At 68.7% G+C, this 22,440-nt stretch carries 23 protein-coding genes and 1 tRNA gene; 10 read left to right on the top strand and 14 right to left on the bottom strand.

Annotation, left to right across the window (positions count from 1 at the left end):
- The first annotated feature begins 865 nt into the window (after positions 1-865).
- Positions 866-1,834 carry an SRA domain-containing endonuclease gene (locus AC0NZN_RS03975; protein ID WP_474590964.1) on the top strand — a complete coding sequence of 323 codons (969 nt, stop codon included), beginning with the start codon at positions 866-868 and terminating at the stop codon, positions 1,832-1,834.
- Positions 1,831-2,232, top strand: a complete 402-nt coding sequence (locus AC0NZN_RS03970; RefSeq protein ID WP_474590963.1) for a (deoxy)nucleoside triphosphate pyrophosphohydrolase — start codon at positions 1,831-1,833, stop codon at positions 2,230-2,232. The genes AC0NZN_RS03975 and AC0NZN_RS03970 overlap by 4 nt, the downstream gene beginning before the upstream one ends.
- 337 nt (positions 2,233-2,569) lie before the next feature.
- Here the strand turns inward: AC0NZN_RS03970 and AC0NZN_RS03965 are convergent.
- The 5 genes from AC0NZN_RS03965 to AC0NZN_RS03945 all read right to left on the bottom strand — a co-directional run bounded on the left by AC0NZN_RS03965 (position 2,570) and on the right by AC0NZN_RS03945 (position 6,945).
- Positions 2,570-2,641, bottom strand: a tRNA-Arg gene (locus AC0NZN_RS03965).
- Between the two features lie 49 nt (positions 2,642-2,690).
- Entirely contained in the window at positions 2,691-4,721 is a 2,031-nt protein-coding gene (locus AC0NZN_RS03960; protein WP_474590962.1) for an MDR family MFS transporter, read from the bottom strand.
- A 117-nt stretch (positions 4,722-4,838) separates the two neighbouring features.
- Positions 4,839-5,588 (bottom strand): SDR family NAD(P)-dependent oxidoreductase, encoded by a 750-nt coding sequence (locus AC0NZN_RS03955; protein WP_474590961.1) that lies wholly within the window; start codon positions 5,586-5,588, stop codon positions 4,839-4,841.
- Entirely contained in the window at positions 5,588-6,097 is a 510-nt protein-coding gene (locus AC0NZN_RS03950) for a dihydrofolate reductase (protein ID WP_474590960.1), read from the bottom strand. The genes AC0NZN_RS03955 and AC0NZN_RS03950 overlap by 1 nt, the downstream gene beginning before the upstream one ends.
- Positions 6,094-6,945: a thymidylate synthase gene (locus AC0NZN_RS03945; protein ID WP_474591262.1), complete on the bottom strand. Its 852-nt coding sequence runs from the start codon at positions 6,943-6,945 to the stop codon at positions 6,094-6,096. Before AC0NZN_RS03945 ends, AC0NZN_RS03950 begins: the two co-directional genes overlap by 4 nt.
- 58 nt (positions 6,946-7,003) lie before the next feature.
- Here AC0NZN_RS03945 and AC0NZN_RS03940 point away from each other — a divergent pair, with 58 nt between their 5' ends.
- From AC0NZN_RS03940 to AC0NZN_RS03930, 3 genes are all read left to right on the top strand, one after another.
- Entirely contained in the window at positions 7,004-7,441 is a 438-nt protein-coding gene (locus tag AC0NZN_RS03940; RefSeq protein WP_474590959.1) for a TlpA family protein disulfide reductase, read from the top strand.
- Positions 7,434-7,910 (top strand): DUF4395 domain-containing protein, encoded by a 477-nt coding sequence (locus AC0NZN_RS03935; RefSeq protein ID WP_474590958.1) that lies wholly within the window; start codon positions 7,434-7,436, stop codon positions 7,908-7,910. The genes AC0NZN_RS03940 and AC0NZN_RS03935 overlap by 8 nt, the downstream gene beginning before the upstream one ends.
- Before the next feature lie 88 nt (positions 7,911-7,998).
- Complete coding sequence (locus tag AC0NZN_RS03930; protein WP_474590957.1) at positions 7,999-8,424, top strand: OsmC family peroxiredoxin; 426 nt, start codon at positions 7,999-8,001, stop codon at positions 8,422-8,424.
- A gap of 6 nt (positions 8,425-8,430) precedes the next feature.
- On the opposite strand, the gene AC0NZN_RS03925 is transcribed toward AC0NZN_RS03930, so the two are convergent.
- Together AC0NZN_RS03925 and dapB are read right to left on the bottom strand one after the other, a co-directional pair.
- Positions 8,431-8,880, bottom strand: coding sequence for a hypothetical protein (locus AC0NZN_RS03925; RefSeq protein WP_474590956.1), 450 nt, complete (start codon positions 8,878-8,880; stop codon positions 8,431-8,433).
- Entirely contained in the window at positions 8,877-9,629 is a 753-nt protein-coding gene (dapB, locus tag AC0NZN_RS03920; protein ID WP_474590955.1) for a 4-hydroxy-tetrahydrodipicolinate reductase, read from the bottom strand. Before dapB ends, AC0NZN_RS03925 begins: the two co-directional genes overlap by 4 nt.
- A 22-nt stretch (positions 9,630-9,651) precedes the next feature.
- Here dapB and AC0NZN_RS03915 point away from each other — a divergent pair, with 22 nt between their 5' ends.
- The gene (locus AC0NZN_RS03915; protein WP_474590954.1) at positions 9,652-10,128 is read left to right on the top strand and encodes a GNAT family N-acetyltransferase; all 477 of its coding nucleotides are present in this window, start codon (positions 9,652-9,654) and stop codon (positions 10,126-10,128) included.
- A gap of 22 nt (positions 10,129-10,150) precedes the next feature.
- Here the strand turns inward: AC0NZN_RS03915 and AC0NZN_RS03910 are convergent, their stop codons facing one another.
- The 3 genes from AC0NZN_RS03910 to AC0NZN_RS03900 all read right to left on the bottom strand — a co-directional run bounded on the left by AC0NZN_RS03910 (position 10,151) and on the right by AC0NZN_RS03900 (position 14,410).
- Positions 10,151-10,753: a histidine phosphatase family protein gene (locus tag AC0NZN_RS03910; protein ID WP_474590953.1), complete on the bottom strand. Its 603-nt coding sequence runs from the start codon at positions 10,751-10,753 to the stop codon at positions 10,151-10,153.
- 95 nt (positions 10,754-10,848) lie between these two features.
- Positions 10,849-11,898, bottom strand: coding sequence for an aldo/keto reductase (locus tag AC0NZN_RS03905; protein WP_474590952.1), 1,050 nt, complete (start codon positions 11,896-11,898; stop codon positions 10,849-10,851).
- Between the two features lie 235 nt (positions 11,899-12,133).
- On the bottom strand, positions 12,134-14,410 hold the full coding sequence (locus tag AC0NZN_RS03900) for a polyribonucleotide nucleotidyltransferase (protein WP_474590951.1): 2,277 nt from the start codon (positions 14,408-14,410) through the stop codon (positions 12,134-12,136).
- Between the two features lie 350 nt (positions 14,411-14,760).
- Here AC0NZN_RS03900 and AC0NZN_RS03895 point away from each other — a divergent pair, with 350 nt between their 5' ends.
- Both AC0NZN_RS03895 and AC0NZN_RS03890 read left to right on the top strand, forming a co-directional pair.
- Positions 14,761-14,943 carry a DUF5302 domain-containing protein gene (locus AC0NZN_RS03895; protein WP_474590950.1) on the top strand — a complete coding sequence of 61 codons (183 nt, stop codon included), beginning with the start codon at positions 14,761-14,763 and terminating at the stop codon, positions 14,941-14,943.
- Positions 14,944-14,956: 13 nt separating this feature from the next.
- Positions 14,957-15,154, top strand: a complete 198-nt coding sequence (locus tag AC0NZN_RS03890; RefSeq protein ID WP_474590949.1) for a hypothetical protein — start codon at positions 14,957-14,959, stop codon at positions 15,152-15,154.
- 58 nt (positions 15,155-15,212) lie between these two features.
- On the opposite strand, the gene AC0NZN_RS03885 is transcribed toward AC0NZN_RS03890, so the two are convergent.
- Positions 15,213-16,661 (bottom strand): cation:dicarboxylate symporter family transporter, encoded by a 1,449-nt coding sequence (locus tag AC0NZN_RS03885; protein WP_474590948.1) that lies wholly within the window; start codon positions 16,659-16,661, stop codon positions 15,213-15,215.
- 182 nt (positions 16,662-16,843) lie between these two features.
- On the opposite strand from AC0NZN_RS03885, the gene AC0NZN_RS03880 reads away from it, so the two are divergent.
- Complete coding sequence (locus AC0NZN_RS03880; RefSeq protein ID WP_474590947.1) at positions 16,844-18,106, top strand: sensor histidine kinase; 1,263 nt, start codon at positions 16,844-16,846, stop codon at positions 18,104-18,106.
- On the top strand, positions 18,103-18,786 hold the full coding sequence (locus AC0NZN_RS03875; RefSeq protein ID WP_474590946.1) for a response regulator: 684 nt from the start codon (positions 18,103-18,105) through the stop codon (positions 18,784-18,786). The genes AC0NZN_RS03880 and AC0NZN_RS03875 overlap by 4 nt, the downstream gene beginning before the upstream one ends.
- Before the next feature lie 71 nt (positions 18,787-18,857).
- On the opposite strand, the gene AC0NZN_RS03870 is transcribed toward AC0NZN_RS03875, so the two are convergent.
- The 3 genes from AC0NZN_RS03870 to AC0NZN_RS03860 all read right to left on the bottom strand — a co-directional run bounded on the left by AC0NZN_RS03870 (position 18,858) and on the right by AC0NZN_RS03860 (position 22,387).
- The gene (locus AC0NZN_RS03870) at positions 18,858-20,315 is read right to left on the bottom strand and encodes a nucleobase:cation symporter-2 family protein (protein WP_474590945.1); all 1,458 of its coding nucleotides are present in this window, start codon (positions 20,313-20,315) and stop codon (positions 18,858-18,860) included.
- A gap of 240 nt (positions 20,316-20,555) precedes the next feature.
- Positions 20,556-21,200 (bottom strand): FMN reductase, encoded by a 645-nt coding sequence (locus tag AC0NZN_RS03865; protein ID WP_474590944.1) that lies wholly within the window; start codon positions 21,198-21,200, stop codon positions 20,556-20,558.
- Positions 21,197-22,387 (bottom strand): LLM class flavin-dependent oxidoreductase, encoded by a 1,191-nt coding sequence (locus AC0NZN_RS03860; protein WP_474591261.1) that lies wholly within the window; start codon positions 22,385-22,387, stop codon positions 21,197-21,199. Before AC0NZN_RS03860 ends, AC0NZN_RS03865 begins: the two co-directional genes overlap by 4 nt.
- Between the last annotated feature and the right edge of the window lie 53 nt (positions 22,388-22,440).

Genomic DNA, 22,440 nt, shown 5'->3' with positions numbered 1-22,440 from the left:
TCCGGTTCCGGACTCCGTTGCGGCCCCGCGTGAGTGGCGTTTCTGGGTGCCCAACGCATTGTGGCCACGGGTGATGGGGGCGTATTACGGCTCGATTGCGATCTGGGCGCGCCTCACGAACTGGTGTGCGGCCGTGTGGTTCGTCGCATTTGCCGCGAGCGCGTTCCTCGGATACCCGCCCACTCTTCGGATCATCGGGTGGTTCGCTGCGGCCGTGTCACTCGGTTTGTTCGTCGTTCACGAGTCCCTCAAAGCCCGCAGGTCGAGAGATCTGCTGGCACGGTTCGCGATGGTGGCAGATCAGGGTCGGCAACAGAGGCTCACCCGCGAGTACCGGCGCTATCTGACGGCTATGGCATGACGCTGGATGAGGCGCGGGCTCACCTTGGGGTTACCGCGGCGGCGACCGTCGACGAGGTCCGGATGCGTTTCGGCGTCGGGCGCGGGCGCTGCATCCCGATCTTCATCCGGATGCCGACGATGCGGACCGCGCGCGGCTCGGGCGAGAGTTCCACAATGCGCGCGTGGCCCGCGACACTCTGGTCCGCTACATCAGCGACCCGCTGCGGAAACCATCGCCACAACCGACCGAGCCGCAACCGACGCGATCATCGGCAGGTCCGCGCACGACGACGCCCAGGCCTTCGGAGTCGACGCGGCCCGCGCCCCCGCCTCGCGTCACGATGCGATTCGACGAGTTCGTGGCGTGGACGGACGCGGCCGGGGTTCGGGGCCGGCGCCCGATCGCCTCGCTACGTCGACTGGGCGCGAGTCATCATCTGGGGGACGCTCGGCCTCGTCGTCGTCGCTCTCGTTGGAGGAATGATCCTCGCCGCGAACTCGCTCTCGTCGATAGGTTGATCCCATGTCGTCGCCACCCTTTCGCCTCCGCGCAGGCGACATCGTCACGCGCGCAGACCTCGTGGTGGAGTACGGCGGGAGTGTGCAGTCGGGTGGCATCGTTCCGAGCAACACGTCCAACTCCGTCTTCGTGTTCACCGACCCCGCCGAAGGCACTCAGTTCGGCTACGTCTATGACGGGTTTTCTCGGGACGGTAAGGCGTTCCACTACACGGGTGCCGGGCGCGATGGAGATCAGAAGCTCAGTGGCAGCAACTCGCCGATCCTGACCCACGCCGCAAAGGGGCGTTCGCTCCACGCCTTCAGCGCGGCGGGCGTGGTCGCGGGATCGAGCACGAAACTCCAGCGCTACATCGGCGAGTTCATCCTTGACCCCGACGTGCCGTTTGAGCGCATGCCGGCGCTCGACCGGGGCGGAGCACTGCGCACAGTCCTTGTCTTCCGGCTCCTCCCAGTGAGCGTGATCCCCGACGACATCGTCGAGCTGGTCGGCTACTCCGGAGTTGCTCGCGAACCGAATGCCATTTCTGTGCCCGTCGAGATCAACTCGACCGAGTTCTTTGAGACGGCTGATCGCGCAGGTGGCCTCGCAGTGCGGCGCGAGTCGCAGCTCGTCGATGAGTTCATCGCACATCAAGTCGGGCACACCTTCTCTCGGTGGGCGATCAACCTCCCGGCCGAGCGCACGCGGCTCCTCACCGATATCTACGATGAGGCCGATCACACCCTCTTTGAAGCGAAGGCGATCGCAGGGCGATCGGATCTCCGAATGGCGGTTGGCCAGCTCTACGACTACCGCAGGCATGTGCACGTCGAGGACTTGCGGTGTTCGGTCCTGCTTCCTGATCGCCCCACCGCCGACCTCCGAGACCTTCTCCAGGATGCCGGGCTCGGGCTTGCATTCCGCGAGCGGACAGGCTTTGTGGTTGAGCCGCCCAGCACCTCAGGTCGGGGCGAACGGATAGCCCAGTGACGCGGCGATTCGACGTGGTCGGCGCGGTCATAGTACGCGACGGGCAGGTGCTCGCCGCGAAGCGAGGGCCGAGCGGAAGTCTGCCCAACACGTGGGAATTCCCCGGAGGAAAGGTTGAGGCCGGCGAGTCAGCGCGAGAGGCGCTTGCTCGCGAGATTCGCGAAGAGTTGCTCGTCAACGTCCACGTCGGCGACGAGATTCTCTCAACGACCCACGACTACGAGTTCGGGATCGTGACGCTGACCACGTACTACTGCGAGGTCCGGTCGGGAGTTCCACAACCCACAGAGCACACAGCGCTTCGTTGGCTCACGCCGCAGGACCTCTCTTCGTTGGACTGGGCACCGGCCGACCTACCAGCGGTTGAGCGGGTCCGCTCGGATCTTCAAGCCCGCTAGGTCAGATCCGTTCTCGCACTGCTTGACATACGCGCTCTACCGTTGGTGGCGCTGCCCTCGAGGTCGCCCTCGGCGACGCTGCTCCGCATGTCAAAGACCCAGGAACACTCGCTCTGACCTCGGAGAGCAGATTGCTCAGTCCGGAGGCCGAGCATAACCTGCGCGAATCTGTCGTTTCACGACGGTAAAAGTTCCCAAGAGGAGCCCTCCGCCGGCCGAGAAGAACCATGCTTCTTACGGGCTCGTCAACGAAAATGCGGCCAAATTGAGGCCAAAAATCGAGAATTGTGTGGTCTGACCATAGAGAAATACCTGATCAGACAACGAAAACAAAAAGTGCCCCTGGAGGGACTCGAACCCCCAACCCTCTCCTTAGGACGGAGCTGCTCTTCCATTGAGCTACAGAGGCAGGCGGCATCCAGTCTATCGATCGGATGCCGCCTGCCTGACAGCACAGCTCAGTAGGGCTCGACCAGCGCGCCCGCCTCGTCGGCGGCGATCTTCGCCTGCATCCTGGCGTCGTCGTGCGCCTCCTGCAGCGCCGACTTCGCCCGCAGCGGCGGGGTCTTGAAGAACAGCGACAGGATGAAGGCGATCACGACGACGAACAGCGCCACCCAGTAGACGGTGACCATCGACTCCGTGAAGGCGATCAGGATCGGCTGGGCAAGGCGCGGGTCAGCGCCGTTGAGGAACGACGTGTCGTTGGCGTCGAGCGAGCCGCCCTTGCCGGCGCCCGAGCCGCTCGACGGCAGCTTGCTCACGACGGTGTCGACGAAGTCCTTGCGCGCGGCGTCGTTCGAGAAGTCGAGCGACACCGTGCCGTCGGAGGCGACCTGCGCGGCGGGAACCTGCTTCTCGATCGCGGCGGCGGCCGCCTTCGTGGCCGCGGCGACGGCGGCGGCCTCAGCAGCGGGCTGTGCGGCGGGCGGGAGCTTGCCCGCGGCGACCTGCTCCGCGACCGCATTCTTCGCGCCCTCCTGCGCCTTCGTCACGCCCGCCTGCAGCTGCGCGACCGTCGCATCCGTCGCCTTCGCCACGATCGGGCTGTAGACCTTCTCCATGATCGCCTTGTTCTGCGGTGCCGACGCGACGGCCGGATCGAACGCGGCATCGAGCGCCGTGGTGAGCGTGCTCTTGTCGTGGAACGCGGTCTGGAAGTTGGCCGGAAGCACCGTGAACAGCAGCGAGACGAGCACCGCGGTGCCGAGCGTTCCACCGATCTGGCGGAAGAACGTCGAGGAGCTCGTCGCCACACCCATGTCGCGCAGGCCGACCGAGTTCTGGCTGGCGATCGTGAGCGTCTGCATCAGCTGCCCGAGCCCGAGCCCGATGAGCAGCATCGCGAGTGCGATGTACGGGTACGGCGTGTTGTACTGCAGGCGGGTCAGCACCAGGAAGCCCGCGGCCAGGCACGCGGTGCCGATGATGGGGAACATCCGGTAGCGGCCGGTCCGCGAGATGATCTGGCCGCTGCCGATGGATGCTGCCATCATGCCGAGGATCATCGGGAACAGCTGCAGGCCGCTCTCGGTGGGGCTCGAGCCGAGCACGATCTGCAGGTACAGCGGCAGGGTCATCATGGCGCCGAACATGCCGAAGCCGACGAGCACGCCGATGACGGTCGCCATCGAGAACGTCGGCGAGCGGAACAGCTTGAGCGGGATGAGGGCGTCGTCCTTCATCACCGACTCGATGATGATGAACGAGATGATGCCGAGCACCCCGATGATGTAGCACGCGAACGCGGCCGGCGAGTCCCAGCCCCAGTCGCGGCCCAGCTCGGCGACCAGCAGCAGCGGCACCAGCGCGATGATGACGGTCACCGCACCCCACCAGTCGATCCGCACGCTCGGGTGGCCGTGGCGCGGGATGTGCAGGAAGCGCAGCACGATCAGCAGCGCGACGATGCCGATCGGCACGTTGATGAGGAACACCCACCGCCAGCCGGCGATGCCGAGGATCTCGGGCGTGCCCGCGAACAGGCCGCCGACGAGCGGGCCGATGACGCTCGAGATGCCGAAGACGGCGAGGAAGTAGCCCTGGTATTTCGCTCTCTCGCGCGGCGCGAGGATGTCGCCCATTATCGCGAGCGGCATCGACATCAGACCACCGGCGCCGAGGCCCTGGATCGCGCGGAAGAACGCGAGCTGCTCCATCGACTGCGAGAACGACGCGAGGATCGACCCGATGATGAAGATCACGATCGCGATGATGAACAGCGGACGGCGACCGAAGATGTCGGAGAGTTTGCCGTAGATCGGCGTCGAGATCGTCGACATGATGAGGTACGCCGTCGTCACCCAGGCCTGCTGGCTGAGGCCGTGCAGGTCGTCGCCGATCGTGCGGATCGCCGTGCCGACCACCGTCTGATCGAGCGCGGACAGGAACATGCCGGCCATGAGGCCGAAGATCACGAACATGATCATCCGGTGGGTCATCACCGGGGCGGTACCCGTTGTGGGCGCCTTCACTGAAACGTCAGACATGGATCCTCGAAGGTGGGCGTTCACGAGAGGGGAGGCGTCGACCGGATGCGGTCGGGAGAACGTTCATCCTACGCGCGTTCGTTAACACACGTTCATCAGAAACCCGAAGGTTGCCGGTCAGCGGCCGCGCTGCCCCAGCTGCGCCGAGATCCGGGCCGGCAGCAGGGCGACGAGGCGCGCCAGCACCTTGTAGCGGAGCGAAGGAATGCTGACCCCCTTGCCGCGCGCAGCATCCCGCAATCCCTCGCGCACGACGGTGGATGCGTCGAGCCACATCCATCCCGCGATCCCCTCCTCGCCGGGCGCGAGCCCGAGCCGCTCGTGGAAGTTCGTGTGCACGAACCCGGGGCAGACGGCCGTGACCGTCACCCCGCGCGGGCCGTACACGGCGTTCGCCCAGCGGCAGAAGCTCACGAGGAACGCCTTCACCGCGCCGTACGTCGAGCGCGGCATGAACGCGGCGACCGAGGCCACCGCGATGATGCGTCCGCTCCCCCGCGCCAGCATCGGGTCGAGAGCAGCCCGGGCAAGGCGCAGGAAGACCTCGTCGTGCAACCGGAGGTGGCGCACCTCGACGTCGATGTCGTTGCCCTCGAACGCGAGCGGCAGGCCGTGGCCCGCGTTGCTGACCAGCATGTCGACGCCCTCGGCGACGCGGGCGACCACACGCTGCATGTCCGCGGGCTCGAGGAGGTCGGCGACGAGCACCTCCGCCCGGCGGCCGGCGGCGCGGACCTCGGCGGCGACCCGTTCGAGCTCGTCCGCATTGCGCGCCACGAGGACCACGTCGGCCCCCGTGAGGGCGAGCTGACGGGCGAACTCGGCGCCGAGCCCGGAGCTCGCACCCGTGACGAGAGCAGTGGGCATCAGCGCTCCAATCGGAGGAAGCGATACCGGATGCCGGTGCGCGAGGTGGACCACGCATCCCGTCCCGGCTCTGCCGCGACGACCCGCCATCCGTCGCGGTCCGGGGCGAACGTGTCGCCGGGCACGTCGAGGTCGAGCTCCGTCACCTCGAGCACGTCCGCATCGGCCATGGCCTGCCCGAACAGCTCGGCTCCGCCGATCACCCACACGGTGTCGGCCTCCCCCAGGCGCGCTTCGGCATCCGCGAGCGCCTCATCGAAGGATGCCGCCCGCGTCGCCCCCTCAGCGGACCAGTGCGGATTGCGGGTGACGACGATGTTCGCGCGACCCGGGAGCGGCCGGAAGCGATCGGGAAGCGAGTCCCACGTGCGGCGGCCCATGATGACGGGCGAGCCGAGCGTGAGCGCTTTGAAATGCGCGAAGTCCTCCGGCACGTGCCACGGCATGCCGCCCTGAGCGCCGATCACGCCGTCCGCGGCTTCGGCCCAGATCAGCCCGAGCCGCGTCATACCGCGACAGCCGCGCGGATAGCCGGGTGGTGCTGATAGCCCTCGACCACGAAGTCCTCGTAGGTGTAGTCGAAGATCGAGTCCGGCGTGCGGGCGAACCGCAGGGTCGGATACGGATAGGGGTCGCGGCTCAGCTGCTCGGCCACCTGCTCGCGGTGGTTGTCGTAGATGTGGCAGTCGCCGCCGGTCCACACGAAGTCACCGGGTTCGAGTCCCGTCTGCTGCGCGATCATCATCGTCAGCAGCGCGTACGAGGCGATGTTGAAAGGCACGCCCAGGAAGAGGTCGGCGGACCGCTGGTACAGCTGGCACGAGAGTCGGCCGTCGGCGACGTAGAACTGGAAGAGGGCGTGGCAGGGCGCCAGCGCCATGCTCGGGATGTCGGCCGGGTTCCACGCCGACACGATGAGTCGGCGCGAGTCGGGGTTCGTGCGGATCTGGTCGACGACCTGGCTGATCTGGTCGATGTGCTCGCCGCTCGGCGTCGGCCAAGAGCGCCACTGCACCCCGTAGACGGGCCCGAGCTCACCGGCCTCGTCGGCCCACTCGTCCCAGATCGAGACGCCGTGCTCCTGCAGCCAGCCGACATTCGACTCGCCCCGGAGGAACCAGAGCAGCTCGTACGCGATCGATTTGAGGTGCACGCGCTTCGTGGTGATGAGCGGGAAGCCCTGGGAGAGATCGAACCGGATCTGCCGGCCGAACACGCTCGTCGTGCCCGTTCCGGTGCGATCGTCCTTGTGCGTGCCGTGCGCGAGCACGTCGCGCAGCAGGTCTTCGTACGGCGTCGGGATGCTCACGGATGCCACGATACCGGCGGTCTCCCCCACCGGCGCGGAGCGAAGCATCCGGACCCCCTGCGTCACACTCGCCCCCACCCGCATCCGCACGCCGTAGCCTGGATCGGTGAAGATCCTCGCCGCGCTCATCCTGATCGCCGTCCTCCTGGCGGTCACGATCGGCGTCGGCGTGTACCTGCGCTGGCGCCAGAACCGCCCCCAGCGACACATCCATCACGAGGTCGTGCAGCCCGAGCGGCTCGGCGCCGAGGGCCTCGGTGAGAGCGCGACGCTGCTGCAGTTCAGCACCCAGATGTGCGCGCGCTGCCCGGGCGTGCACCGCATCCTGTCGTCGATCGCCGACGCGCACGAGGGCGTCATCCATCTCGACGTCGACCTCACTCACCGGCCCGACATCGCCAAGCACTTCCACGTGCTGCAGACGCCGACGACGCTCGTCCTCGACGGCACCGGCACCGTCCAGACCCGTTTCGGCGGGGCGCCGAGCCGCGACGTCATCGAGCTCGAGCTCGCCCGTCTCACCGGAAAGGCCGCCCATGCCTGAGACCTCCCCGTCCGCGCCGGCCGGTATCGACCCTCGCGGTCCCCGCTTCGGCGCCGCGATCACCTCGGTGCTGCTCGTCGTCGACCTGTTCCTCGCGCTCATCGACCTCACCACCGCGGCCTTCTGGCTGCTCCTCGTGATCGCGCTGCTGTTCCTGTGGTCCGTCGTCTCGCCGCGCACGGCTCCGTGGGGCGTGCTGTTCCGCACGGTCGTGCGGCCCCGCCTGGCGCCCCCGACCGAGCTCGAGGACCCGCGCCCGCCGCGCTTCGCCCAGGGTGTGGGCCTGCTCGTGACAGGGCTGGGCGTCGTGCTCCACCTGCTCGGAGTGCCGTACGCGCTGCCGATCGCGGCGGCGCTGGCGTTCGTCGCCGCGTTCCTCAACGCCGCGTTCGGCTACTGCCTCGGCTGCCAGATCTGGCTGATCCTCCAGCGCGCCGGGCTGGTCGGGCGCGAGCAGCGCGCCGCCTGAGCGACTCCTCGCCCGAGCCCTCCGGGGCCGGTTAGGCTGGCCGCGGAGCGCCGCGACGTGCGGTGCACGCCGATACTCGGAGGTAGCGATGACCGTCACCAGTGAAGCAACCACCGCCTGGAAGGGCAGCCTCTTCGAGGGCGAGGGCGTCGTCTCGTTCGCCTCGTCCGGCATCGGCTCGTTCCCCGTCAACTGGAAGGCCCGCAGCGAGGGGTCGAACTCGGTCACCACGCCCGAGGAGCTCATCGCCGCGGCCCACTCGGCGTGCTTCAGCATGGCGTTCTCCAACGCGCTCACCGACAACGGCACCCCGCCCACGTCGATCGACACCACGGCGTCCGTGACCTTCAAGCCCGGCACCGGCATCACCGGCAGCCACCTGAACGTCAACGCGGTGGTTCCCGGCATCGGCCAGGACGACTTCGACCGCATCGCGGCGGAGGCGAAGGCGGGATGCCCGGTCTCTCAGGCCCTCGCCGGCATCGAGATCACGATCGAGGCCACGCTGGCCTGATCGCCGTCATGCCCGCGCTGCGGCGCGGTGCATCGAGATCGCCTTGCGGATCGCCTCACGCGCACGCCGTCGGTCGCCGGCCGCGTCGTAGGCGATCCCGAGGCGGTACCACGCGCGCCAGTCGTCCGGATGCGCCTCGACGTCCGCGCGGTACGCGGGGAACGCGGCATCCGCATCCGCCCGCTGCACGCGTCCGCTCGGTCGCAGGGCGACCTCGTCGTCGGGCAGCGCGCCCTCCTTCTCGAGCTCGCGGCCCAGCTGCTCCGCACGCACGCCGAACATGAGCTCGCGCCACAGCGCCCACGCCGCGATGAGCGGCAGGACGATGAGGGCGGCACCCATCGCGACACCGAGGGGCTGGCCGCTCACGAGCAGCAGGAACGCGCGCTGCGCCACGAAGACGATGTAGAGCCCGAGCAGCACCGCCATGACGGCGACGCCGATGCGTGCGCTCATGCGCCCCGCCGCGAGACGAGACCGAGGTCCAGGAAGCTGTCGAGGCCCACGACCACACCCCGCGCATCGCGCGCCGCGGGAAGGGCGAGACGGATGCCGGGCGCATACGCCAGCGCCGGGTCCACCGTGTCGTGCACGATCGAGAGGGACTCCCCCGCGCCGGAGAGGACGACCTCCTGGCGGGCGATGACCCCGGGCCGGCGCAGCGAGTGGATGGGCACGCTCGCCACCTGCTGGCCCCGCGCCCGCTGGTCGACGTGCGGCGCCGCGACGGGCCCCACGTCGGAGCGGGCCGCCGCGATCAGCTCCGCGGTGCGAACGGCGGTGCCGCTCGGCGAGTCGATCTTCGTGTCCTTGTGCGCCTCGACGATCTCGATCGAGGGGAAGAAGGATGCGGCGACCGCGGCGATCGCCGAGCCGATGACCGAGCCCAGCGAGAAGTTCGGGATGAACACGGCTCCGGTGCCTGCGGCCTCCACGAGGGGCTTGACCTGCGCGATGCGCTCGGCCGACCAGCCGGACGTGCCGACGAGCAGGTTGGCTCCGTGCTCGATCGCGGCCCGCACGACATCACCGGACACCGACGGCGTCGTCGCGTCGATGACGAGGTCGGCGCCCTCGATCTCGGCGAGGTCGGTGCGCGACGAGAGCGCGGCGAACACCTCGTACCCCGGCTCGTCCGACACGACCTCTTGGATCACGGCGCCGAGCTTCCCTGTCGCACCCACGATGGCCACACGCGTCGTCATGCATCCAGCCTAAAGTGAGAGCGTGGTGTCCCTGCGCGAAACCCCAGTCGACGACCCGGCGGCCCATGAACTGCTTGCGGAGTACTTCACCTCGCGCGAGATCGGGTTCGCCCATCAGAACGTGGTGTACACGACGACCTTCCCGGATCCCCGCGCCTTCACCCCGCCCGCAGGGGAATTCCTCCTCGTGCTCGACGACGAGGACCGGCCGGTGGGATGCGGGGGCATCCGCCGCATCCCGGACGGCGATCGCGGCGCCCGCTACGAGGTCAAGCACGTCTACCTGAAGCCCGAGACCCGCGGCCGCGGCTGGGGCCGCCTGCTGCTCGACGGCCTCGAAGAACGCGCACGCGCCTACGGCGCGACGGAGCTCGTGCTCGACACGCACCACTCGCTCGAGGCCGCAGCGAAGCTCTACCGCTCGACCGGTTTCGTGGAGATCGCGCCCTTCAACGAGAACCCGAACGCCACTCGCTGGTACGGCAAGCTCCTGATCTGAGCCGACGAACGCGAGTCGCGGCTCAGACCGGCGGCAGCTCCGGCAGACCCGAGCGCAGCTCGAACGGCAGGTGACCGAGGTCGTTGTGGGTCACGAGCGTCCACGGACGGCCGTTCCTCTGCGCGAGCACCGTGAGCCCGCAGTGCGCCTGATTGAGCGTCATCCACCGCCACTCGGGCATGTCCAGCGCCTCGCGCACGAACCACGCGATCACCGTGTTGTGCGTGATCAGCAGCTCGTGCACGTCGCCGCTCTTGCGCACAAGGAACTCTGCGACCGCGTCGGCCATCTGCGCCGAGCCCGCCTCGATCTCGTCCTCGGTGACACCGCCGAAGAACGGCTCGAACACCGCAGGCGTCTCCGGCGTCATGCCGGTCGGGATGCAGTCGAACAGCAGCGCGGAGGGCTCGGGCGACACCGACGGCAGCCGATCCGCCACCGCGCGGGCTGTTTCAGCCGCACGTTCGAGCGGGGAATGCCGCACGGTGCTCAACGGCACGCCGGAGAGCCGGTCGGCCAGGGCGGCCGCCTGGCGGCGGCCACGCGGCGACAGCGGACCGTCGACCAGCCCATGCTCGGCGTGCTGATGCTCACCGTGGCGCACGAGATACAGATAATGCGTCACACAAGCTCACTTCATTGGGGGGGGGTGGGAGTACACCCGGGCATCCCGCCCGAGGCACTCTCTCCAGCCTACGTCAGGAGCCTGGACGAATCGTCTCAGGCGTTCGCACGGGCGATGTCGGCGAGCTGCGCGCGGCTGAGCCGCACGCCCGCGCCCTGCACCATCTCGAACACGTGACGCTCGGTGAACGCGTTGACGATGGGCGCGGCCACCGTGCGCTGGGCCAGCAGCCACGCGATCGCGACGGCGCTGTCCGGCACGCCGGTCTCGGCGCCGATCGTGTCGAGCGCTCGGAGCACCCGGGTACCGCGACGGTTCAGGCTCGCCGCGATCTGCACACCGCGCTGTCCGAGCGGAAGCCGCCCGCGCGAGCGGTGCGCGCCGGTGAGGAACCCGTGCTCCAGTGCGTGCGACGGCGTCACCGCGATGCCCTGCGCGTCGGCGACCAGCCGCAGGTCGCCGTCGAACTCCTGGCGGCGCAGGATGTTGTACGGAACGTCGAGCACCTTCACGCGCGGGAACCCGGCGGACGACAGGATGCGCGCCTCCACGAGATCTGCGGCCGTGAAGCCGAAGGCCCCGATCGCCCTGACCTTGCCGGTATCGACCAGCCATTCGGCAGTCGCGAGCGTGTCTTCGAGGGCGGCGCGGCCGCCCGTAGCATCCAGGTACAGCACGTCGATGCGGTCTGTGCTCAGACGCCCGAGCGAGGCCTCGACGGCGCGCACGAGATTGACGGGACCGATGCCGGGATTGTCGGGGTGACCGCCGACCCGCGCGGCGAGCACGATCTCGTCGCGCAGCCCGCGCGAGGCGAGCCACTGCCCGATGATGTGCTCGCTCCGGCCGCCGGCGAAGCTGTCCGCGGTGTGGAGAGCGTTTCCGCCGAGCTCGACGTAGCGGTCGATGATGTCGTGGCTCGACTCGAGGTCGACGTTCCAGCCGAACTCGGCGCCTCCGAGCATGAGCGGGAAGATGTCGAAGCCCGTCTCGCCCAGCGCGACGCGCACCTTCGAGCCGATCGCCGGTCCGACGACGGGGATCGGGGCGGAGGGATGCGTCATCTCCTCCGACGCTCCCTGGACGGGAGCGGTCACGACCGCGCGCAGGGAGCCGGTGATGGAACCGACGCCAAAGATGGCCATGACACCCCCCTCACGGTTCGAACCGTGCGTTCTTGCCGCACCCCCCGGTGCGTACTACGAGGCTAAGCCAGCCCCGAAACCTCACCCGACGTTGTGACGACGAATCGGTGAACTTTCCATAACGCTTCCGTCACGAACAGGAAACCTCACCGACCATTGTCCCCCATTTGGGGGACAAACACGACACACCCGCCCTCATCCAAGAAGAGAGCGGGTGTGTCGATGTGATACGGGATCAGCCTTCGGCCGGAACCTCGGCGACGTCGTTCGCCGCCGCGACGCCTTCATTGGCCGCGTCATCGAGCACCGGCTCGAGCGACAGCTTGCCGCGGTCGTCGACCTTGGTGATGCGCACGAGCAGCTTCTGGCCGACCGAGAGGACGTCCTCCACGTTCTCGACGCGCTTGCCACCGGCGAGCTTGCGGACCTCGCTGACGTGCAGCAGACCGTCCCGGCCCGGCATCAGCGACACGAACGCGCCGAACGTCGCGATCTTGACGACCGTGCCGAGGAACTGCTCGCCCACCTCCGGGTTGTGCGGGTTGGCGATCGCGTTGACCTGGGCGCGGGCGGCCTCGGCCGACGCACCGTCGACCGCGCCGATGTAGACGGTGCCGTCCTCCTCGATGGAGATGTCGGCGCCTGTCTCGTCCTGGATCGCGTTGATCGTCTTGCCCTTGGGGCCGATGAGCTCGCCGATCTTGTCGACCGGGATCTGCACGCTGATCACGCGCGGTGCGGTCGGCGCCATCTCGTCGGGGCTGTCGATCGCGGCGTTGAGCACGCCGAGGATCGTCAGGCGCGCCTCGTGGGCCTGCTGCAGCGCGGCGGAGAGCACCGACGACGGGATGCCGTCGAGCTTCGTGTCGAGCTGGATCGCGGTGACGAACTCGCTCGTGCCGGCGACCTTGAAGTCCATGTCGCCGAGCGCGTCCTCGGCGCCGAGGATGTCGGTGAGGGCCGCATAGCGGGTCTGACCGTCGACCTCGTCGGACACGAGACCCATCGCGATGCCGGCGACCGGTGCGCGCAGCGGCACACCCGCGTTCAGCAGCGAGAGCGTCGAGGCGCACACCGAGCCCATCGACGTCGAGCCGTTCGAGCTGAGCGCCTCGGACACCTGACGGATCGCGTACGGGAACTCCTCGCGGCCCGGCAGCACCGGCACGATCGCGCGCTCGGCCAGGAAGCCGTGGCCGATCTCGCGACGCTTCGGGCTGCCCACACGGCCGGTCTCACCGGTCGAGTAAGGCGGGAAGTTGTAGTGGTGCAGGTAGCGCTTGTGCGTCACCGGCGACAGCGAGTCGATCTGCTGCTCCATCTTGAGCATGTTCAGCGTGGTGACGCCGAGGATCTGCGTCTCGCCGCGCTGGAAGATCGCCGAGCCGTGGACGCGCGGGATGACCTGCACCTCCGCGTCGAGCGGACGGATGTCGGCCAGGCCACGGCCGTCGATGCGGACGCCGTCCGTGAGGATGCGGCCGCGGACGATCTTCTTCGTGACCGACTTGTACGCACCGGAGAATTCGGTCGCCGCGACGGCGGGGAGCTCCCCGGCCTCGACGGCGGCCAGCAGCTCACCCTTCACGCGGTCCTTGACCGCGTCGTCGGCGTTCTGGCGCTCGATCTTGTCGGCGATCTGGTAGACGCCCTTGAGGTCGTCGTAGGCGCGGCCGGCGACGAAGTCGTACGTCTCCTGGCTGTACGCCGGGAACACCGGGTACGGCTGGATCTCCTTGGCGGCGGTGCTCGCGACGACGTTCTGCGCCGCGACGAGCTGCTTGATGAACGGCTTGGAGGCCTCGAGGCCCTGCGCCACCACCGCTTCGCTCGGCTTGACGGCGCCGCCCTTGATGAGGTTCCAGCTGTGCTCGGTGGCCTCAGCCTCGACCATCATGATCGCGACGTCGCCGTCGGGCAGGACGCGGCCGGCCACGATGAGGTCGAACACGGCATCCTCGAGCTGCTTCGCGTTCGGGAACGCGATCCACTGGTCGGCGTGCTGACCGTGACCCGGGATGAGCGCGAGGCGCACACCGGCGATCGGACCGGAGAACGGCAGACCGGAGATCTGCGTCGACAGCGAGGCCGCGTTGATCGCGAGCGCGTCGTAGAACTCGCCGGGAGCGATCGAGAGCACCGTGACGACGATCTGGATCTCGTTGCGCAGGCCGTCGACGAACGACGGGCGCAGCGGGCGGTCGATGAGACGGCACACGAGGATCGCCTCGGTCGAGGGGCGGCCCTCACGACGGAAGAACGAGCCGGGGATCTTGCCGGCTGCGTACGAGCGCTCTTCCACGTCGACGGTCAGCGGGAAGAAGTCGAAGCCCTCGCGCGGCTGCTTGCTCGCGCTCGTGGCCGACAGGAGCATGGTCTCCTCGTCGAGGTATGCGGCGACGGCGCCCTGCGCCTGCTGCGCCAGACGGCCGGTCTCGAACCGAACCGTGCGGGTGCCGAATCGGCCGTTGTCGAGAACGGCTTCGGCGGCGGTGATTTCCGGACCTTCCAAGAGGTCCCTCCTTCTTTGTTTAGACTCGCCGACGCGTTTCGTCAGCGAGATCGTGCGAAGGAGCACGAACAGGCAGTGTCGGCGCGCGGTCAGACCGCGGAAGCGCCTGCGCTGGCCACCAGTAGAAGATCACCATGCATCGCATGGGAACCCACCACAGGGGACCAGCTCCTGCCGGCCTGCTCCGTGAGCCCAGTATGGGATTGAGCGGATGCCACGAGGGCAACCTTGGCGATCCTACCAGTGCGCCGCTGATCTGGGATATTCCGCGCCACCAGCCCTGCTCTCGAAGGGACCGCCGGCGCGCACCGGTATTGAGGGCCTGCCTGGGCCTCGGTAGCGTGGGTGGGATGAGCACCGAGGAGAACACGACCAGCGCGTCCGAGGACATGAAGCGGAAGTTCAAGGAGGCGCTCGACAAGAAGAACGCGACCCAGAACCCCCGCGAGGGCCATCTCGACGGCCACTCGTCCGTCGACCACGTCCAGGGGCGGGCGGGGCACAAGCGGGAGTTCCGCCGCAAGAGCGGATGAGCGGAGGCCTGCAATGAGCGGAGGTCAGCCGGCGGAGACGCCGGAGAACGCGGACCCGGACGAGGAGCGCGTCGTCGACCTCGACGACGAAGCCGAGCTGCGGCTCCCGCCGCCGACGCTCGACCCCGACGAGATCGTCGAGGACGACGTCGACGACACCCGGTTCGAGGAGCGGGAGTCGGCGATCGAGTCCGGCGAGATCGAGCCCTGAACGATGCGCTCCGAGGCCGCCCTCGACAGGGCGGCCTCGGAGGCGGGGTCGGCAGCTCTCAGTGCGTGAGCGCCCGCTCGCGGGCCCGCTGCTCCTGTGCGGCGGCCTCCGCCACCGCGGCCTCTTCCAGACCCTGAGTGCCCACGGCATCCTCCGCCGACGACATCCCGTCGTGATCGTCGTCCTGCATGGTCTTCTCGTCGAAGGGGAGCTCGCCGCGCAGCACGGCCCGGGCCCGCGCGCTGTCGAACTCCTTGACCCACGTCCCGATGAGGATCGTCGCGACGGCGTTGCCCGTGAAGTTGGTGAGGGCGCGCCCCTCGGACATGAAGCGATCGATGCCGACGATCACACCGACGCCGTTGACGAGGTCGGGACGGTAGGCCTGGAGACCGCCGGCGAGCGTCGCGAGCCCTGCCCCGGTGACACCGGCGGCACCCTTCGACGCGATGATCATGAACACCAGCAGCCCGATCTGCTCGGGGATGGACATCGGCGCGCCCATGCCGGACGCGATGAACAGCGAAGCCATCGTGAGGTAGATCGCCGTTCCGTCGAGGTTGAACGAGTAGCCCGTGGGAACCGTGATGCCGACGACGGCCCGCTGCACGCCGAGGTGCTCCATCTTCGCGATCAGACGGGGCAGCGCCGACTCGCTCGACGAGGTGCCCACGATCAGCAGGTACTCGCGAGCGAGGTACTTCATGAGACTGAAGATGCTGATGCGCGTGACCGCGAACAGGAGGGTTCCGAGGATCCCGACGATGAAGAGGACGCACGTGATGTAGAACGCGACCATGAGAAGCCCCAGGCTCCAGATGGCGGCGGCGCCCGTGGACCCGACCACGGCGGCGATCGCGCCGAACGCACCGATGGGGGCGAGCCAGAGGATCATGCTCAGGATGCGGAACACCAGCGCCTGCAGGTACTTCACCGCGGTCATGATCGGGGCGGCCTTCTCGCCCATGCCCTGCAGGGCGAAGCCGACGAGCAGCGCGATGAAGAGCACCTGGAGGATGCTCTCGCCGGTGAAGGCGGAGAAGAACGTGGTGGGGATGATGCCGAGCACGAAGTCCTGCGTCGTCGTCGCCTCGGTGGTCGAGGCGTCGTACGTCGAGGCCGCCATGTGCAGGCCGGCGCCCGGGTGCAGGATGTTTCCGACCACGAGGCCGATCGCCAGGGCGAAGGTCGACATCACCATGAAGTACAGGAGCGCCAGGCCGCCGATCTTGCCGACCGTGGCGGCCTTGGCGATGGACCCGACGCCCACCACGATCGTGCAGAAGATGATCGGGGCGATCAGCATCTTGATGAGCGCCACGAACGCCGTGCCGAGCGGCTTGAGCGCGACACCGACCTCCGGCCAGACCAGTCCCACGACCGCGCCGAGCACGACGGCGATGATCACGGCGAGGTACAGCCAGGTGTGCTTGTCCCACGCGTGCTTGCCCCTGCGCCAGTTGTAGCCGGGGAGCCGGAACGAGTTCGTACGAGTCGAAAGAGCCATCGTCGCCTCCTTGGAGAGATCCTTCATCGGATGCCGCCGGATCGGATCGGCGGGCTGAAGCCAGCGTGCGCGCCGTCGTCCGACCCGACGAGTTGTGGTCGTATTGGTCGTGGTCGGGGGCGGGTCCGCTGGACTCGACATGTGGTCGGATGGATGGTGACGGGCTCGGAGGGAGCGACGCGATGACGGGTCGGCGACGGGCGACGAGCGTGGCGACGCGCGTCGTCGTCGTGCTGGTGGTCGCCGTGGTCGTCGTGGGCGCGCTCGTCGCGCTCCTTCTCGTGATCGACGCGCAGCGGGCCGTGCGGAGCGAGGCGGAGCGGGTGACGCATGCGCTCGCCGAGACGATCGCGACGACGGATGCCGTGCGGCAGGCGCTGCCCGCGCCCGACGCATCCGCCCGTCTGCAGCCTTACGCTGCGCGCGTCACGGCGCAGTCGGGGGTCGATTTCGTCACGATCATGACACCCGACGGCATCCGCGTGACGCACCGCGATCCGACGCAGATCGGCAGGCACTACCTCGGGACCATCCCCCAGGGCCGGCAGACGCTCACGGAGGAGTACTCCGGCACGCTCGGCCCGTCGGTCCGCACCATCACGCCGGTCGTGACAGACGGACGTCTGGCGGGGTGGGTGTCGGTCGGGGTGACCGTCCAGTCCCTCGCCTCGGCACTCGCGCCGCGACTGCCCTTCGCGATCGTCATCGCACTGGCCGTGGTCGCGGCGGGCGTCCTCGGCGCGATCGTGGCGGGCCGCGCGACCAAGCGGGTGACGGGCGATCTCCCTGCCGGCAGCGTGCGGGATGCCGTCTCGTCCTACGAGTCGGTTCGCACGCTCGGCGAGGCGCTGCGCGCGCAGACGCACGAGCACGGCAATCGCATGCACACGGCGGTCGCACTCATGGAGCTCGGTCGCACGGACGAGGCCATCGAGCTGCTCACCGAGACCGCCCGCTCGAGCCAGGACCTGGTCGACAAGGTCGTCGCCCGCGACGGCGACCCCACCGTCGCGGCGCTGCTCCTCGGCAAAGCCGCCCAGGCAGCGGAACGCGGAGTGGAGTGGAACGCCGACATGCAGCCCGGCATCCCGCGCACCACGCTCGGCGCGGTCGACGCGGTGTCGCTCGTGGGCAACCTGGTCGACAACGCGATCGACGCGGCGGCGGCAGGCCCGCCCCCTCGCTGGGTGCGCATCGGAATCGCGTCGGGGCCGAACGGACACATCGTGCTGAGCTTCAGCGACAGCGGCACGGGAGTTCCGGACGACCTCCGCGACCGCATCTTCGAGCACGGCTTCAGCACGAAGCCCGCGGGCGCGGACGGCCGCGGCGTGGGGCTCGCCCTCGTCCGTGCGATCACCGAGGATGCGGGCGGCACAGTCGAGCTGAGCGCGCATCCGACGACGTTCCGCGTCACGCTGCCGGCGCAGGCGGCCCGCAGATGATCAACGTCCTCATCGTCGACGACGAGCGTCTGACGCGCGAGCTCCACCGCGAGTACATCGGGCGACTGCCGGAGTTCCAGGTCGTGGCCGAATGCGACGGCGCCCGTGCCGCGCTCACCGCCGTGTTCGACACGCCGCCTCCGGGCGGCATCGACCTCGTGCTGCTCGACATGACGATGCCCGACGGGCACGGGCTGGACGTCGCCCGCCACATCCGCGCGCGTGCCGTCGACATCGACATCATCGCGATCACGGGCGTGCGCGACGCCGACGTCGTGCGGGCCGCGGTGGGCCTCGGCGCCGTGCAGTACCTCGTCAAGCCGTTCTCGTTCGCTGCTTTCCGCGACCGGCTGGAGCAGTACGCCGACTACCGGAGACGAATGGCGGATGCCGCCGGCCCTGCCACCCAAGCCGAGATCGACGCCCTCCTCGGCTCGCTCCGCCCCGTCGGTGGCAGCGCCCCGCCGAAGGGCCTGTCGGCCGCCACGCTGGAACTGGTGGCCGCGACGCTGCGCGCGGGCGAGCCTCTGTCGGCGGCGGAGACGGCGCAGCGGCTCGGCATGTCCCGCGTGGCGGCGCGACGGTATCTGGAGCACCTCGCGAACGCCGGGCGGCTCGAGCGCAGCCCGCGCTACGGCACCCAGGGCCGGCCCATCACCGAGTACGTGTGGATCCGGTAGGCGCAGGGCATCCCGACATACCGAGGTGCAGGAGGGGATCGGCTTCCTCCTGCACCTGGCTCGAGACCCGACTAGCGGCTTCGGGAGTCGAGGGCCACCTCGTTGCCGTTCCGATCGACGATCTTGCCGTCGATGACGGCGTCACCGTCTTCGAATGCGTCGAGATAGGCGACGGGGATGCTCCGCGTCGGCGCGGAGGCGATGGCGGGAGCATTCCGCCTGCGTCCCATGTGGTTGAACAGCAGGTTCAGCAGGATCGCGGTGATGGCCGCGGAGCTGATCCCCGAGTTGAAGACCGTCTGGAACCAGGAGGGCATCTGCTCGTAGATCGTGGGAGCGGCGATCGGCAGCATGCCGATCCCGATCGCCGAGGCGACGATGATGAGGTTCATGTTGCCTCGGTAGTCGACCTTGGCGAGCGTGCGGATGCCACTGGCCGCGACGCTGCCGAACAGCACGATCCCCGCACCGCCGAGGACCGGCGGCGGCACGGCGGCGACCACACGGCCGAGGACGGGCAGCAGGCCGAGGATCACGAGCACGCCTCCCCCGGTCGCGACCACGAAGCGGCTCTTGATCCCCGTGATCGCAACGAGCCCCACGTTCTGTGCGAACGCGGTCATCGTGAACGATCCGAACACGGGCGACACGGCGCTGGACAGCATGTCCGCACGCAGACCCGCGGCGATCCGACGGGAGTCCACCTTGGTTCCGACGATGTCGCCGACGGCGAGGATGTCCGCGGTCGTCTCGGTGAGGGTGACGAGGATCACGATGAGCATCGAGACCGTGCCGGCGAGGCTGAACGTCGGCAGCCCGAACGCGAACGGTGTCGGGAAGGCGAAGATCGGCCCACTGGCCACACCGCTGAAGTCCGCCTGCCCCATGAGCACGGCGATGATCGTGCCGACGACGATGGCGAGCAGGATGGCGAGACGCGAGATGAGCGCCGTACCGACCTTGCTCAGCAGGACGACGATCGCGAAGGTGAGCGCCGCCAGCAGCAGGTTCACCGGGGACCCGTAGTCCTTCGCGGATGAGTTCCCGCCCATCGCCCACATCGCCGCGACCGGCAGCAGGGTCAGGCCGATGGTCGTGATCACGGTGCCGGTCACGACCGGCGGGAAGAACCGGATGATCGTCGCGAAGACCGGCGCGATGAGCAGACCGATCACCGACGCGATCATGACGGAGCCGAGCACCGCCGGCAGGCCCCCGCCACTGGTGACGATGGCGCCCATCGTCGCGACCCCGGCGAACGACACTCCCTGCACCAGTGGGAGCTTGGACCCGAAGAACGGGATGCCCACGGTCTGCAGGATCGTCGCCAGACCTCCCATGAACAAGCATGCGGCGACGAGGACACCGATCTCCGCATTGCTCAGCTTGGCCATCGACCCGATGATCAACGGCGGGGCGATGATCCCCCCGTACATCGTCAGCACGTGCTGAACCCCGTACGCGATGGTCACGCCGATCGGCAGGCGCTCGTCCTCGGGGCGCAGAACTGCCGCTCGTTCCTTGCTCATATCGACCTCTTCGTCGTCACTCTCCGGCGGCATCGCGCGCGCAGAATCCTCGCGCGCACCCACGGCCGGTCGCATCTCGGGCAACTCTCCACCCGGCTTGCGTCATCCAGTGCTCCCTCTGCGGAGCACTCAACACTCAATCACGCAGCCGTGGGGGCGTCAAGATATTTTTCCGAGATGCGACCGCCAAACTCCGCTATGCGGAATTTGTGTGACTCCGGCCGAGCCGTCCGCGGGCGCCTACTCCCCCGCGAGACCGCCAAGCAGGTGACCGAACGACTTGCCCTCGCCGAGATAGTTCTCCGGATCGAAGGGGTCGCCCGTGACCACGGCGGCGCGCGCGGCGACCGCATCGGCGAGCTCGGTCGCACCCTTCACGATGCGCGACGCGAGGGGTGCGACGTCGTCGCCTGTACCGCCCCAGTCGGCCGACGCCGCGAACACGCCGGTCGAGACCGGCTGCGCGTGCAGGTAGGCGAACAGGGGTCGGATGGCGTAGTCGATCGCCAACGAGTGGCGGGCGGTGCCCGCGTTGGCGCCGATGAGCACCGGCTTCCCGGTCAGCGAATCCGGGTCGAGGATGTCGATGAACGACTTGAACAGTCCCGAGTAGCTCGTCGAGAAGATCGGCGTCACGACGATCAGCGCGTCGGCCGACACCACGGCGTTGACCATCGACTCCAGCGCCGGCGGCGCGAAGCCCGTCAGGAGGTTGTTCGTGATGTCGTGCGCGTGGTCGCGCAGCTCGAACGTGTCGACCTCGACCTCGATGCCGCGCTCGGCGAGCCTGGCCACGGTCGCGGACGCGAGGCGGTCGGCGAGCATGCGCGTGGACGACGGGTTCGACAGCCCGGCCGAGACGACGGCGATCCGGCGGCCGCTCATCGCTTCACCCCGAACGCCGAGCCCTGCGGGGCGGGCGTGTCCTGGTAGGGGCGCTCGCCGACCAGGTTGTCACCGCGGTTCGCGCCGGGGCGCGGCTGCCGCGCTTCGTCGTCGCCGTACTTCGCCCGCACGAGCGACTCGTGGGTCGGAGCATCCGGAACCCCCGCGGGACGGTTCTTCGCGAGCTCCTTGCGGAGCACCGGAACCACCTCGCCGCCGAGGATGTCGAGCTGCTCGAGCACCGTCTTCAACGGAAGGCCGGCGTGGTCGAGGAGGAACAGCTGGCGCTGGAAGTCGCCGAACGCATCGCGCATGCCGGCGTAGCGGTCGATGACCTGCTGGGGCGAGCCCACCGTGAGCGGGGTCATCTCGCTGAAGTCTTCGAGGCTCGGGCCGTGACCGTAGACCGGGGCGTTGTCGAAGTACGGACGGAACTCGCGCACGGCGTCCTGCGAGTTCGCGCGCATGAACACCTGCCCGCCGATGCCGACGATCGCCTGCTCGGCGGTGCCGTGGCCGTAGTGCTCGAAGCGCTGACGGTAGAGCTGGATGAGCCGGGCGAAGTGGTCCTGCGGCCAGAAGATGTTGTTCGCGAAGAACCCGTCGCCGTAGTACGCGGCCTGCTCGGCGATCTCCGGGGTGCGGATGGAGCCGTGCCACACGAACGGCGGCACGTCGTTCAGCGGGCGCGGCGTCGAGGTGAAGCCCTGCAGCGGGGTGCGGAACTTCCCCTCCCAGTCGACGACGTCCTCACGCCACAGCTTGTGCAGCAGGGCGTAGTTCTCGATCGCGAGCGGAAGGCCCTGACGGATGTCCTTGCCGAACCACGGGTAGACCGGGCCGGTGTTGCCGCGGCCGAGCATCACGTCGGTGCGCCCGCCCGACACGTGCTGCAGCATCGCGAAATCCTCGGCGATCTTCACCGGGTCGTTCGTCGTGATGAGGGTGGTGGCGGTCGAGAGGATGAGGCGCTCGGTCTGCCCGGCGATGTACGCCAGCGTCGTCGTCGGCGACGACGACCAGAACGGCGGGTTGTGGTGCTCGCCGAGCGCGAAGACGTCCAGGCCCACCTCTTCGGCGTGCTTGGCGATCGTCAGGGTCGCGCGGATGCGCTCGGCCTCGGTCGGGGTGTCCCCCGTCGTCGGGTCCTGGGTGATGTCGCTCACCGAGAAGATGCCGAACTGCACGGCCGGCTGCTGCTGCTCGCTCACGGGTCTCTCGCTTTCGGGATGCTTCCGCA

The sequence above is a fragment of the Microbacterium sp. sgz311019 genome, assembly GCF_056135325.1.
The sequence above is the reverse complement of the archived record's forward strand: the minus strand, read 5'-3'. Positions and strand labels throughout refer to the sequence as shown.

Excerpts from the sequence above, each read along its gene's own strand:
- AC0NZN_RS03975 (WP_474590964.1), top strand. The coding sequence starts at position 866 with ATGTCGTCGCCACCCTTTCGCCTCCGCGCAGGCGACATCGTCACGCGC.
- AC0NZN_RS03960 (WP_474590962.1), bottom strand. The coding sequence starts at position 4,721 with ATGTCTGACGTTTCAGTGAAGGCGCCCACAACGGGTACCGCCCCGGTG.
- AC0NZN_RS03955 (WP_474590961.1), bottom strand. The coding sequence starts at position 5,588 with ATGCCCACTGCTCTCGTCACGGGTGCGAGCTCCGGGCTCGGCGCCGAG.
- AC0NZN_RS03950 (WP_474590960.1), bottom strand. The coding sequence starts at position 6,097 with ATGACGCGGCTCGGGCTGATCTGGGCCGAAGCCGCGGACGGCGTGATC.
- AC0NZN_RS03945 (WP_474591262.1), bottom strand. The coding sequence starts at position 6,945 with ATGCTTCGCTCCGCGCCGGTGGGGGAGACCGCCGGTATCGTGGCATCC.
- AC0NZN_RS03935 (WP_474590958.1), top strand. The coding sequence starts at position 7,434 with ATGCCTGAGACCTCCCCGTCCGCGCCGGCCGGTATCGACCCTCGCGGT.
- AC0NZN_RS03930 (WP_474590957.1), top strand. The coding sequence starts at position 7,999 with ATGACCGTCACCAGTGAAGCAACCACCGCCTGGAAGGGCAGCCTCTTC.
- AC0NZN_RS03925 (WP_474590956.1), bottom strand. The coding sequence starts at position 8,880 with ATGAGCGCACGCATCGGCGTCGCCGTCATGGCGGTGCTGCTCGGGCTC.
- dapB (WP_474590955.1), bottom strand. The coding sequence starts at position 9,629 with ATGACGACGCGTGTGGCCATCGTGGGTGCGACAGGGAAGCTCGGCGCC.
- AC0NZN_RS03905 (WP_474590952.1), bottom strand. The coding sequence starts at position 11,898 with ATGGCCATCTTTGGCGTCGGTTCCATCACCGGCTCCCTGCGCGCGGTC.
- AC0NZN_RS03895 (WP_474590950.1), top strand. The coding sequence starts at position 14,761 with ATGAGCACCGAGGAGAACACGACCAGCGCGTCCGAGGACATGAAGCGG.
- AC0NZN_RS03890 (WP_474590949.1), top strand. The coding sequence starts at position 14,957 with ATGAGCGGAGGTCAGCCGGCGGAGACGCCGGAGAACGCGGACCCGGAC.
- AC0NZN_RS03885 (WP_474590948.1), bottom strand. The coding sequence starts at position 16,661 with ATGGCTCTTTCGACTCGTACGAACTCGTTCCGGCTCCCCGGCTACAAC.
- AC0NZN_RS03880 (WP_474590947.1), top strand. The coding sequence starts at position 16,844 with ATGACGGGTCGGCGACGGGCGACGAGCGTGGCGACGCGCGTCGTCGTC.
- AC0NZN_RS03875 (WP_474590946.1), top strand. The coding sequence starts at position 18,103 with ATGATCAACGTCCTCATCGTCGACGACGAGCGTCTGACGCGCGAGCTC.
- AC0NZN_RS03870 (WP_474590945.1), bottom strand. The coding sequence starts at position 20,315 with ATGAGCAAGGAACGAGCGGCAGTTCTGCGCCCCGAGGACGAGCGCCTG.
- AC0NZN_RS03865 (WP_474590944.1), bottom strand. The coding sequence starts at position 21,200 with ATGAGCGGCCGCCGGATCGCCGTCGTCTCGGCCGGGCTGTCGAACCCG.